The sequence below is a fragment of the Giesbergeria giesbergeri genome, from assembly GCF_054779375.1.
In genome coordinates this window covers 130,677-142,223 of the sequence record NZ_BAAGYJ010000005.1, presented here as the reverse complement: position 1 = coordinate 142,223, position 11,547 = coordinate 130,677, and the positions used below count along the sequence as shown (strand labels likewise).

Here is an 11,547-nt window from a genome sequence, read left to right as displayed (position 1 = left end):
CATGATCCACCCGTCTTTTCTCCTGCGCATCTTTCAATGGCTGATTGGCACAGTGCTGCTGACCACATTGGCGGCTTGCTCCACGGTAGACCACGGCAAAGCACCCACCTTGGAGCGCGATGCCCAATGGGTAGTACTGCCGTTTGCCAACCATACAGAAACCCCCCTGGCAGGCAATCGGGCAGAGGCCATTGCCCAAGCACTGCTACAGGCCCAGAACATTGGCACCGTCAAACGTTACCCAGGCCATGCGCAATCCGAAGCCCTGTTTGAAGGGGCCGAAACCAAACGGCAAGAGGAGGCACTGGCTTGGGCACGGGAACAAAATGTGCGCTATGCCCTCACGGGCGCTGTAGACGAATGGCGCTACAAAGTGGGGGTAGATGGTGAACCCGCCGCTGGCGTCACCTTGCAAATTGTGGACGTGAGCACCGGCGAAACCTTGTGGAGTGGTACCGGTGGCAAAAGCGGCTGGAGCCGCGAGGCTTTGTCCTCGGTGGCCCAAAAATTGATCCGTGAACTGCTGCGTGCCGGCCTGACCACAGTCCGTTGACTTATCCCTGGTCATGTCTAGTGCTAGTGGCAACGTCCGTCCCCCAGAAACCTCGGCACAACCCAGAGCTATCACTGGGGCCAGCTTTACCGGCTCGCCCTTAGGCAAGTTGGCGCCCACAGGGATACGCCCCTGGATCGTGTTGCTGGAAGCCGTGTTGCTGCCGGCACTGACGCTGGCGCTGGGCTGGTGGCTGAACCCCCAAGACCCCTTGTGGGTACATGCCGATTTTCATTGGGCCTGGCTGGCTCCAATGATCGTCGCGCTGCGTTATGGCCCCTTGGCGGGTTTGCTCTCTGCCAGTGTATTGTTGGCAGGCTGGTTGCTGCTACACCACGGGCAAGATGAGCCGTTTCCACAGGTGTTTTTTCTGGGGGGGCTGATTCTGGTCATGTTGGTGGGTGAGTTCTCCAGTCTGTGGGTAGCACGTACCCGACGGGCCGAGAGCGTGCAACACTATCTGCACCAACGGATGGAGCACCTGATCCGGCAGTATTACCTGTTGCGTCTGTCTCATGACCGGCTGGAACATGAATTGATAGGCCGCCCCATGTCGATGCGCGATGCCCTCAAAACCCTGCGGGGACTGGGCAGCATGGAGTCTGACGCCCAAACCCTGCTGCGCCTGTTGTCGCAATACTGCCAGATTGGTGCGGCCGCCTTATACCGTGTGGATGGGGATCAGCTCGACACACAACCCCTGTCCAGTATGGGTGCGCCCATCACCTTGGATAACAACGATCCCTTGGTGCGCCAAGCACTGGAAACGCACAAGCTGTGCCATGTGGTGCAGACGCTGGCCCTCAAGCAACAGAGCCAGTATCTGATGGCGGCCCCCCTGCTCGATCTGGGCGGCGATATCTATGGGCTCTTGCTGGTCGACGACATGCCTTTTTTTGCGTTGCAAGAAGAGAATTTACAAACCATCAACCTGCTGCTGGGCTACTACACCGATGGCCTGTCTACCCAGGCATTGGCACAACCCTTGTTGCAGCACTGGCCAGACTGTCCAGCTGAATTTGCCTTTGAAATGCAACGCCTATGGCACATGCACCAAACGACTGGGGTTCCCAGCATGGTGGTGGCACTAGAGTTCACCCCTACGGCGATTGAACGCGACCTGCCACAACAATTGCTGCGCCTGCGCCGCCTGATGGACGAGACCTGGCTGATTCAAGGCGAGCGCCGTGCTTTGCTGGCCGTGCTGATGCCTTTGGGTGACAGTGCAACGGCAGAAGGTTTTCTGGCCCGCTTAGAGAACTGGATTCATCAAAAAGAAAGTATTTCGCTGGCCGATGCAGGGATTTTTCCGCACCAACTTCCGCTGAGCCAAACGCCACCTCTGGGACCATTGCAGCGCCTGCACGAGATTGCCGATGCTCAATAGCAAGCTTGGATTCTCGGCGGTCATCATGGAGCTGTCGGCCTGGAGCGGCCCGGTGCTGCTGCATGGTCACTCCGATACAGCATTGGCCAGTTATTTGTTGCTGCATGCAGGGGCCAGCACCCTGTTGGCACTGTTTGCACTGCCTTTGCTACCCAAAGAGCAGGCCCAACCGCGCACAGCCATGTTGAGCTTGATGGTACTGTGCAGTTATGCCGTACCGCTGGTGGGTTTTGTTGGCGTTTTGGCAGCTGCCTTGGTGTTGCGCTACCACCGTCCTGCGCAAACCGTGGCCATGTTTGAGTCTCTGCAATTGCCCGAGTTTGACCAACACCAGCGCATTACCGGCGCCTTTCGGCAGACAGGTCTTGGCTCTTTTCTGGGCAACCGGGATGTACCCATGACTTCACGGATGCGGGCGATGGTCTCATTACAACATGTCTCTGGCCGGGTGGCTTCGCCTTTGCTGCGCAATGTGCTCAACGACCCCAGTGAAGATTTACGCTTGCTCGCCTATGGCATGCTCGATGGCCTAGAACAGCGCATCAGCCGGGCGGTGGACGAAGAACTCCAAGCCCTGCGCACTGCTCGCGCCAGAGAGGGCACCGCCCGCCCCGGCCCCCGAACCCTCAAAGCCGTGCAGCACCTGTCTGATCTGTATTGGGAATTCATCTACCAAGACTTGGCCCAAGGTGATCTGCGCGACTACGCGATTGCACAATCCCTGCACTACTGCGATGAGGTGTTAAAAATACAACCCCAGAATGCACCGTTGTGGTTGCGCAAAGGGCGATTGCTGCACTCGCTGCGCCGCTTCGATGAGGCTGCCTTGGCCTATCAACGCTCCGTCAAATTGGGACTGCCCGCCACACGGGTACTGCCCTACCAAGCAGAACTGAGCTTTGAACGCCGCGACATTGTGCGCACCTACCTGTTGATCCAGCAATTGGACGCAGCAGACTCTGTACCCCGGCTGCGGCCCATCATCGATTACTGGAAAACAGGCGGATGAACACACCGCACAAACCACCCAAAGCCCAAAGTGCCGACATCGCCCTGCTGCTAGAGGGCACCTTTCCGTATGTGAGTGGAGGCGTATCGAGCTGGATCAATCAAATCATCCGGGCCTATCCGGAATACCGTTACGCGATTGTGTTTCTGGGTAGCCGCCGCAGCGACTACAAAGGCTTTCGGTACGAGTTGCCCGCCAATGTGGTGCATTTTGAAGAGCACTACCTGTACGACGATCTGGTAGCACCGGGCTTGCCCGCTGCCCGACGGGGCAGCCCATTGGCCTTTGAGATGATGAGTGCGCTCGTGAATTCGCTGCGCCAAGGAGAGGCGCAGCGGGATCTCACCCTGGGGCTGTTGCGCCATCTGGTGCGCGAAATCATGCCCGGTGGCAAACTGCAACTGGACGATTTTTTGTACAGCGAACGCTCTTGGCAGCTACTGTGCGACACCTATCGGCGCTATTGCACCGACCCATCGTTTGTGGATTATTTCTGGACGGTGCGCATCATGTTTCAGCCCCTGTGGCTGTTGGCACGCATTGCCCACCAGTTGATTCCGGTGAGGGTGCTGCACAGTGCCTCCACAGGTTATGCAGGCTGTTTAGGGGCCATGCTGCGCCAGCGCCGCGGCCTGCCCTTGATTTTGTCTGAACATGGCATTTACACCAAAGAGCGCCAAATTGACCTGCTCAAGAGCGAGTGGATTCGCGACAACCGCAATGTCTTTCAACGCGATCCCACCGAGCTGTCCTATTTTCGCCAAATGTGGATTCGCTTTTTCGAGTGGATGGGACGCTACTGCTACGAGGCCTCCAACCCCATCATTGCCCTGTATGAAGCCAACCGTCTACGCCAAATCCACGACGGAGCCAAACCAGAACGCACCTTCAATATCCCCAATGGCATCAATTTGGGGCGTTTTGCCCCGTTGCGCTCACAGCGGCCTGCCACCCCACCGCCTGTGCTGTGTCTGATTGGGCGCGTGGTGCCCATCAAGGATGTCAAAACCTTTATTCGCGCCATGCGCCGAGTGGTCAACCAACTGCCCCAAGCCCAAGGGTGGATTGCTGGCCCCACCGAAGAAGATCCTAGCTACGCCCAAGAGTGCGAAAACCTGGTGCAAAGCCTCGGCCTGCAAGCCCAAGTGAAGTTTCTTGGTTTTCAAAAAGTGGAAGCCCTGATGCCGCAAATTGGGCTGGTAGTGCTCTCCTCTATCAGCGAGGCACTGCCCCTGGTGATTCTGGAAGGCTATGCCGCAGGCGTGCCCACCGTTTCCACCGATGTAGGCTCCTGCCGTCAATTGATTGAGGGCTTGGACGAGGAGGATCGTGCCCTCGGCCACAGTGGGGTGGTAGTGAACATTGCCGACCCACAAGCCTTGGCCGATGCGGCGATTGCCTTGCTCACCGACACCCCCGCATGGGCACGGGCCAGTGCAGCAGCCATTGCCAGGGTAGAACGCTATTACACCGATACGATGATGTTTGACCGCTACCGCAAAGTGTACGAACAGGCGTTGCAAGACCCCAAAGGAGCACGTTGATGGCGGGCATTGGATTTGAACTGCGGCGCTTGTTGCGCAAAAACACTTTGCTGGGCTTGGCGCAAGCCTATGCCTATGCCGGTGTGATCGGTTCTGGCCCTTGGGTGTTCTCCATTGTGGGCATCTTGCTGGTGGGTATTTTCAGTGCCACCGTTGTCGTGCCGTCTTTTTTGGTCACGCAATTCCAGACTTCTGTGACCTATCTGGTGGCATCGAGTTTGGTGCTGACGGGGCTGGTGCAATTGGCATTTACCCGCTTTGTGTCGGATCGGCTGTTTGAAAAACGCCAAGAACTGATCTTGCCCAATTTGCATGGCTTGCTGCTGCTGGTGGTGGGCGCCGCCTGTGTGCTGGGTACGGTGGCCCTGTTTCTGCTTTTGCCTAGCGAGCGTCTGCTCTATCGATTGCTGATGTTGGCGGGGTTTGCCATCATGTGTGCCGTCTGGGTGCTAACGGTTTTGCTCTCAGGCATGAAGCACTACAAAGCCATTACGCTGCTGTTTGCCGTGGCTTACACCCTGATTGTGTTGGCCTCTTTGCTCATGCGGCCTTGGGGGCTGGAGGGGCTGCTGGGGGGCTTTGTGTTGGGCAATCTGGTGCTGCTGGCGGGTATGTGGCTGTTCATTGTGCGCGACTTCAATCCTTCTGGACAACTGATTGCCTTTGACTTTGCACGGCATGAGCTGCGGTATCTGTCTTTGGTGGCGGTAGGTTTTTTGTACAACTTCGGCATCTGGGTCGATAAGCTGATGTTTTGGTACTTTGAGCCAACCTCCCAACAAGTCATTGGCGGCTTGCGCGCTTCCCTGATCTACGATTTGCCAGTGTTTTTGTCATACCTGTCCATCATTCCAGGCATGGCCGTCTTTTTGGTGCGCATCGAGACAGATTTTGTCGAGTTTTACGACAAGTTCTACGATGCTGTGCGGGGGGGTGGCTCACTGGAATACATCGAGTCCATGCACGATGAAATGGTCTACTCTATCCAACAGGGTTTGGTAGAAATTGCCAAAACCCAGACTTTGGCAGTACTGGTAACCTTTGTGGCTGGCCCCGTCGTTCTGGATGCCTTGGGTATTTCGCTGCTGTATCTGCCACTGTTGTATGTGCAGGTGGTGGGAGCTGGCTTGCAAGTGGGGCTGATGGCGGTGCTGAACGTCTTTTTCTACCTAGACCAGCGTCGAATTGTGCTGCTGCTGTGCGGGCAAATGGTCTTGCTCAATATTGTGTTCACAGCCGTCAGCCAATACTACGGTGCTGCACTATACGGCTATGGTTTCACGCTGGCTATGTTGATCAGCCTCCTGACTGGCCTGATCTTGCTCACACGCCAGCTTAACCGTTTGGAGTATCAGACTTTCATGCTCCAGTAGCATACGGATCTGTTTCATTTTGGGGCCCACAGACCATGACCATGCCGCGATTCTTTGCTCTGCAACGCACGACCGCTGCGCTTTGCGTGGTCTTGCTAACAAGCGCCTGCGGCGGGGGCTCAGACATTGCCCCCAATGTGGTGGTGGAGATCACCGCCCCCAGCGGTGATTCGCCCGTGTTCGAACTGCAAACACCACTGAGCGTAGAGGCCACCGTGGCGGTGAATACGCTGACTGCGCCCGATGACACCCCTGTGCATTTCAGCAGTTCTGCCGGTTTATTCGCACCGGCCACGGCCTCCACCCGCAACGGGCAGGCCCATAGTGCTTTATGGGGCACGGTGCCAGGCCCCCACACACTGCGGGCCGAAGCCGAAGTGGCGGGTGTGCGCACAGGCAATACAAAATCCTTTTATTTGCGCCATACACCCGCCCCCCTGGAAGTACTGGTGCCCGCTTACTTCTACCCCTCTACGGGTTCAGGCTGGACGCTGCTGGCCTCTAGTGTGGCAGCGCACCCTGGCCTGAAGGTCACGGCCATTCTCAACCCCAACAATGGGATTTTCAGTACCGCTGATCGCCGCTATGTGGAAGCCGCAGGCAATTTTGTCCATGCGGGGGGGCAGTTGCTGGGCTATGTGCATACCAGTTACGGTACGGGTGTGCGCTCATTGTCTGATGTGCAGACCAACATCGACCGTTACCTAGAACTGTATGGACGCGACCTCATCAGCGGTATTTTTCTGGATGAAATGAGCGGCCAAAGCTCCACGCTGGACTTTTACCGACAGGTCTACCATTACATCAAGGCCAAAGATCCTAGCCTGCGCGTGGTTGGCAACCCCGGTACCATACCGGCCACCGACATGGCTGGCGTGAGCGATGCCCTGATTACGTTTGAGGGCACAGCAGCAGATTTCGCCCATTACGACCCACGCAAAAAGGGTGGCTGGCTCTACACACTGAGCAACAATCGGCAAGGTACGCTCCTGCATTCCGCCAGCAGTTGCACGGCCATGCAAACGGCCTTGCGCACTGCAGCGTCCACACAGACCAACAGCGGTCTGGTGTATGTCACCCACCGGCCATACGACTATGCCACCAACACCGGCAACCCTTGGGCGAGTCTGCCCAGTTACTGGACAGAGCTGCTCGACAGCGTGCAAGCCCTGAACCAGGGCCAACCACTGCCGAGTTGTTGAGTGTGGTGTGCTTTGTCTAACACCCAAGCACTGATACAGCGTTGGGTGTAGCGCCTTTAGGCGGGGCTGAGTTCGTCAGCGCGGGCCTGCGCGGCCTCGAAATTCAGGTCGCCGGAGTAAATGGCACGGCCACAAATTACCCCTTGCACGCCTTCGTCTTCAACGGCACACAGCGCCTCGATGTCGGCCATACTGCCCAAACCACCCGAGGCAATCACTGGAATCGTCACCGCTTGGGCCAACTTGACGGTGGCCTCGACATTGATACCCGAGAGCATGCCATCACGACCAATATCGGTATAAATGATGGACTCTACACCCCAATCCTCAAACTTCTTAGCCAGATCGGTGACGTTGTGGCCCGTCAACTTGCTCCAGCCATCGGTGGCTACCTTGCCATCTTTGGCATCTAAACCAACGATGATGTGACCACCAAAGGCGGTGCAGGCATCTTTGAGAAAACCAGGATTTTTCACAGCGGCAGTGCCGATAATGACATAGCGCAAACCGCCATCAATGCAACGCTCAATGGTGTCGAGGTCGCGAATACCACCGCCCAGTTGCACTGGAATGTCATCGCCTACCTCACGCAGGATGGACTTGATAGCTGCCAGATTTTGCGGCTTGCCCGCAAAGGCGCCGTTCAAGTCGACCAAATGCAGGCGCCGTGCGCCCGCATTGACCCAACGGCGGGCCATTGCAGCCGGGTCTTCACCGAAGGTGGTGGATTGATCCATATCGCCTTGTTTCAGGCGTACGCAGTGGCCGTCTTTGAGGTCGATGGCAGGGATGAGCAACATGGTGGGTTTGACAAGAAAAAGGGGCCATCACAGCAATGACCCAGACGGAAGGAAAAATGCGGCGGTACCCTAGAACGAGGTACCGGCCGGGCTTAGGGGTTCCAGTGCAGAAAGTTGCGATAGAGCCGCAAACCCTGATCGGCGCTTTTCTCAGGATGAAACTGCGTGGCAAAAATATTATCGCGCGCGATGGCTGCCGCAAACCAGCCACCGTAATCAGTTTCGCCAGCGCAATGCTCGGGGTTCTGTGGCCGGGCATAAAAGCTATGGACAAAATAAAAATAGCTATTGTCTGGCACCCCTGCCCAAACTGGGTGCACGGTGCCACCGTGGCAAACTTGGCGCACTTGGTTCCAGCCCATTTGTGGCACCTTATAGCGGCTGCCATCGGCTTGGTTGCAACCCTGTAAGTCAAACTTCACCACTTCACCCGGAATGAGTGCCAAGCCAGGGGTGTCTCCTTCGGCACTGTGATCAAGCAACATCTGCATACCCACACAAACGCCAAACAGCGGTTTGCTAGCAGCAGCCTCGAGCACCGAATCGCGCAGGCCCGATTGGGCCAGTTCGCGCATGCAGTCGGGCATGGCCCCCTGACCGGGCAGCACCACGCGCTGGGCGGCACGCACCTGCTCGGGGTTGGACGTGACCTGTACCGTCCAACCACTGTCTTGGGCTGCTGCTTGCACTGCTTGAGACACCGAGCGCAGATTGCCCATGCCGTAATCAACCACGGCGACTATTTTTGCTTCTGTATTCATAACTGTCAGTGCATTGCAGACCCACCATGGCGGCGCATCTGGTCTGCAATCATCACAAGGAACCCTTGGTAGAGGGAATGGTACCTGCTGCGCGCGGGTCCAGCTCTAGCGCAGCCCGCAAAGCCCGCGCAAAAGCCTTGAAGATGGTTTCACATTGGTGGTGGGCATTAACGCCCTTGAGGTTGTCAATGTGCAGCGTGACGCCTGCATGATTGACAAACCCTTGGAAAAACTCAAACACCAATTGCGTATCCAGTTGGCCTAAAGATCCACTGGTGAACTGCACATCCATGTGCAGGCCAGGGCGGCCGGAAAAATCGACCACCACACGGCTCAGGGCTTCGTCCAGTGGCACATAGGCATGGCCGTAGCGGCGGATGCCTTTTTTATCGCCCACGGCTTGGGCAAAAGCCTGCCCCAGCGTGATGCCAATATCTTCGACGGTATGGTGGCCGTCGATATGCAGATCGCCTTGACACTGGATGTCAAGATCAATCAGGCCGTGGCGGGCGATCTGTTCGAGCATGTGATCAAGAAAACCAATGCCGCTGTGCAGCTGCGATTGGCCTGTGCCGTCCAGATTGAGGCGCACAGTGATTTGGGTTTCCAGCGTATGGCGGGTAACGTCGGCTTGACGCATGTCGTGGGGCACTCGTTCAAGGGTGGTGGAAAGCTGGGCATGATAGCATCCAGCGCCTCAGCGGCAGCCCCTGTCTCTGTCTGTTGCAACGCTGCCGCCCATCCTTGGGAAGCCACCGCATGAGCCGTTTCTGGAGTGCCGTTGTTCACGGCCTGACCCCTTACGTTCCGGGCGAACAGCCCAAAATTGACAATTTGGTCAAACTCAATACCAACGAGCATCCCTATGGCCCCTCGCCACGCGCCTTAGAGGCCATTCGCAGCGCCACCAATGACAGCCTGCGCCTGTACCCCGACCCCAATGCCGATGCCCTTAAAGCGGCCTTGGCCCAGCGCCACGGAGTGCAACCAGCACATATTTTTGTCGGCAATGGCTCTGACGAAGTGCTGGCACATGCCTTCATGGCCCTGCTAGACCAAGAACGCCCGTTGTGGTTTCCGGATATTACTTACAGTTTTTACCCAGTGTATTGCGGCTTGTATGGTGTGGCACACAAAGCCATTCCACTGACCGAAGATTACGCTATTCGCGCTGAAGACTACCTACCCCAAGGTGACGAGAAAGCTGGGGCCATCATTTTCCCCAACCCCAATGCCCCCACAGGTCGGCTGTTGGCCTTGGCCGAGATTGAACGCATTGTGGCGGGCAACCCCGCTGCCGTGGTCTTGGTCGATGAGGCCTATGTTGATTTTGGTGGCGAGAGTGCTATCGCGCTGGTCAACCAATACCCCAATGTGCTGGTGGTGCATACCTTCTCCAAGAGCCGCTCTTTGGCTGGGCTGCGGGTAGGTTTTGCCGTGGGCCACCCGGCGCTGATTGAAGGGCTGGAGCGGGTCAAAAATAGCTTCAACTCCTATCCACTCGATCGGCTGGCCTTGGCCGGTGCCGTGGCCTCGGTGGCAGACGAAGACTACTTTCAGGACAGCTGCCGCAAGGTCATTGCCACGCGCGAGCAATTGGTGACCGATTTGGCCGCCTTGGGCTTTGAAGTGCTGCCTTCAGCAGCCAACTTTATCTTTGCCCGCCACCCACAGCAAGATGCAGCCGCACTGGCAGCCGCACTGCGCCAGCGCGCCATCATCGTGCGCCATTTCAAACAGCCCCGCATCGATCAATTTTTGCGCATCACTGTGGGCACTGACGCACAATGTGCTCTGTTGGTTCAAGCCTTGGGCGAGATATTGGCAGGCTAAAGCCAACCACAGCCACCCCATCCAGAAAAAAGCTGCAGCTTGGTGCGGCTTTTTTCATGGCGTAGACCTCGGGGTGGATGACAACGCGCTTCCTTATCCATTAAACAAATGCACCCTGATGTTCTCTACAGTACTGAAGACCGCCAAAACGCCGGGGATTGTTCCAGCAAAATTTGGCTTCTGCATAACTGATCTTTGCAGCACAGGTTGCACAGATACAGCGCTTTTTCAGGGCAGTGCCATCATCACTACCGCTTACAAGAGTCGGGGTTGGTGCAACTGGTGCAGCTGGATGATGTGCTGGGGTCGACACACGAGCGACAGCGGGAGGTGTGATAGGGGCCGCAGCACGGGATTGCAGAAATTCAGGCAAGGCCAGTAAATCGGGCGGAGAGTGCAGGCTGGCTAATTTTTCTGCCCATTGACGCACCGTATCGGCGCTGCGCAGGTTAAATATTGAGCCTAGCACTTGGAAAGTAGAAGTATCTTTCTCGACGTGCTCTTTATGCCAACTAGCAAACTGATCCGCTTTGATGACACTACTGGTGTCATATTTTTTGGCATCTGGACGCTGGATGGTGCACTTGGGATGAATTAGCACTACGTGCCGAAAGTCTGGTTTTCTCTGCACACGCCCAGTAATGCCCAACTGCTCTAACACCTTGGTCAATACGTTTTCGTGGCGACGACTTTGCTCCAGTGGTGATGGGATGCCAAACGCCCTATCTGGCCCATAATTCACTGTGAATTCACCAAACTCGTTGATCTGTAAATTGCCACTGAAATTTTTGGTTTCTAGCAAATAAAAGACAAAGCCACGAGAAATGACCAGATGGTCGATTTGTGCCACCTCGCCCTCATGCACCACACGCAAATCATGAATCACGGCGTGGTTGGGGGCATCTGCAAAATGGTTGTCAATGTAGTGTGCTGCATCACGCTCACCTTGCACACCATAACGCACATTTTTGACCTCGTGCTGCAACCAGGTTTTTTGCTCACTGCTCAACTGTGGGGCTTGCAGTAAAGACTCCAATAAGGCAATACGCCGACTTTTGTCATCTGCCGACTTGATGAGCATACGC

Annotated in this window: 11 protein-coding genes; 7 read left to right on the top strand and 4 right to left on the bottom strand. The window is 56.4% G+C overall.

Features of this window, described 5'->3' with window-relative positions; all coding sequences use genetic code 11:
• Position 1: 1 nt before the first annotated feature.
• The 6 genes from ACYVB2_RS10560 to ACYVB2_RS10535 are packed head-to-tail and all read left to right on the top strand — an operon-like array spanning position 2 to position 7,068.
• Positions 2 to 553 carry a penicillin-binding protein activator LpoB gene (locus ACYVB2_RS10560; RefSeq protein WP_382432403.1) on the top strand — a complete coding sequence of 184 codons (552 nt, stop codon included), beginning with the start codon at positions 2 to 4 and terminating at the stop codon, positions 551 to 553.
• Between the two features lie 13 nt (positions 554 to 566).
• Positions 567 to 1,940, top strand: coding sequence for a PelD GGDEF domain-containing protein (locus ACYVB2_RS10555; protein WP_460536491.1), 1,374 nt, complete (start codon positions 567 to 569; stop codon positions 1,938 to 1,940).
• The gene (locus ACYVB2_RS10550) at positions 1,930 to 2,949 is read left to right on the top strand and encodes a hypothetical protein (protein ID WP_382432399.1); all 1,020 of its coding nucleotides are present in this window, start codon (positions 1,930 to 1,932) and stop codon (positions 2,947 to 2,949) included. The genes ACYVB2_RS10555 and ACYVB2_RS10550 overlap by 11 nt, the downstream gene beginning before the upstream one ends.
• A complete protein-coding gene (pelF, locus tag ACYVB2_RS10545) occupies positions 2,946 to 4,493 on the top strand; it encodes a GT4 family glycosyltransferase PelF (protein WP_382432397.1) in 1,548 nt (515 codons plus the stop codon). The genes ACYVB2_RS10550 and pelF overlap by 4 nt, the downstream gene beginning before the upstream one ends.
• Positions 4,493 to 5,866, top strand: coding sequence for an exopolysaccharide Pel transporter PelG (gene pelG, locus ACYVB2_RS10540; RefSeq protein WP_382432395.1), 1,374 nt, complete (start codon positions 4,493 to 4,495; stop codon positions 5,864 to 5,866). Before pelF ends, pelG begins: the two co-directional genes overlap by 1 nt.
• A gap of 35 nt (positions 5,867 to 5,901) precedes the next feature.
• Positions 5,902 to 7,068 (top strand): spherulation-specific family 4 protein, encoded by a 1,167-nt coding sequence (locus ACYVB2_RS10535; RefSeq protein ID WP_460536486.1) that lies wholly within the window; start codon positions 5,902 to 5,904, stop codon positions 7,066 to 7,068.
• A 56-nt stretch (positions 7,069 to 7,124) separates the two neighbouring features.
• On the opposite strand, the gene hisA is transcribed toward ACYVB2_RS10535, so the two are convergent.
• The 3 genes from hisA to hisB form a co-directional block, all read right to left on the bottom strand.
• Entirely contained in the window at positions 7,125 to 7,868 is a 744-nt protein-coding gene (gene hisA, locus ACYVB2_RS10530) for a 1-(5-phosphoribosyl)-5-[(5-phosphoribosylamino)methylideneamino]imidazole-4-carboxamide isomerase (RefSeq protein WP_382432391.1), read from the bottom strand.
• A 92-nt stretch (positions 7,869 to 7,960) separates the two neighbouring features.
• Positions 7,961 to 8,629 (bottom strand): imidazole glycerol phosphate synthase subunit HisH, encoded by a 669-nt coding sequence (gene hisH / locus ACYVB2_RS10525; RefSeq protein ID WP_382432389.1) that lies wholly within the window; start codon positions 8,627 to 8,629, stop codon positions 7,961 to 7,963.
• Between the two features lie 52 nt (positions 8,630 to 8,681).
• Entirely contained in the window at positions 8,682 to 9,269 is a 588-nt protein-coding gene (gene hisB, locus ACYVB2_RS10520) for an imidazoleglycerol-phosphate dehydratase HisB (RefSeq protein WP_382432387.1), read from the bottom strand.
• Positions 9,270 to 9,388: 119 nt separating this feature from the next.
• On the opposite strand from hisB, the gene hisC reads away from it, so the two are divergent.
• The gene (hisC, locus tag ACYVB2_RS10515) at positions 9,389 to 10,462 is read left to right on the top strand and encodes a histidinol-phosphate transaminase (RefSeq protein WP_382432385.1); all 1,074 of its coding nucleotides are present in this window, start codon (positions 9,389 to 9,391) and stop codon (positions 10,460 to 10,462) included.
• A gap of 100 nt (positions 10,463 to 10,562) precedes the next feature.
• Here hisC and ACYVB2_RS10510 read toward each other — a convergent pair whose 3' ends face one another.
• Positions 10,563 to 11,543 carry a nuclease-related domain-containing protein gene (locus ACYVB2_RS10510; protein WP_382432383.1) on the bottom strand — a complete coding sequence of 327 codons (981 nt, stop codon included), beginning with the start codon at positions 11,541 to 11,543 and terminating at the stop codon, positions 10,563 to 10,565.
• Positions 11,544 to 11,547 lie beyond the last annotated feature (4 nt).

Bases quoted from the DNA above. Each gene is read 5' to 3' on its own strand.
- ACYVB2_RS10560 (WP_382432403.1), top strand. From the start codon at position 2: ATGATCCACCCGTCTTTTCTCCTGCGCATCTTTCAATGGCTGATTGGC.
- ACYVB2_RS10555 (WP_460536491.1), top strand. From the start codon at position 567: ATGTCTAGTGCTAGTGGCAACGTCCGTCCCCCAGAAACCTCGGCACAA.
- ACYVB2_RS10550 (WP_382432399.1), top strand. From the start codon at position 1,930: ATGCTCAATAGCAAGCTTGGATTCTCGGCGGTCATCATGGAGCTGTCG.
- pelF (WP_382432397.1), top strand. From the start codon at position 2,946: ATGAACACACCGCACAAACCACCCAAAGCCCAAAGTGCCGACATCGCC.
- pelG (WP_382432395.1), top strand. From the start codon at position 4,493: ATGGCGGGCATTGGATTTGAACTGCGGCGCTTGTTGCGCAAAAACACT.
- ACYVB2_RS10535 (WP_460536486.1), top strand. From the start codon at position 5,902: ATGACCATGCCGCGATTCTTTGCTCTGCAACGCACGACCGCTGCGCTT.
- hisA (WP_382432391.1), bottom strand. From the start codon at position 7,868: ATGTTGCTCATCCCTGCCATCGACCTCAAAGACGGCCACTGCGTACGC.
- hisH (WP_382432389.1), bottom strand. From the start codon at position 8,629: ATGAATACAGAAGCAAAAATAGTCGCCGTGGTTGATTACGGCATGGGC.
- hisB (WP_382432387.1), bottom strand. From the start codon at position 9,269: ATGCGTCAAGCCGACGTTACCCGCCATACGCTGGAAACCCAAATCACT.
- hisC (WP_382432385.1), top strand. From the start codon at position 9,389: ATGAGCCGTTTCTGGAGTGCCGTTGTTCACGGCCTGACCCCTTACGTT.
- ACYVB2_RS10510 (WP_382432383.1), bottom strand. From the start codon at position 11,543: ATGCTCATCAAGTCGGCAGATGACAAAAGTCGGCGTATTGCCTTATTG.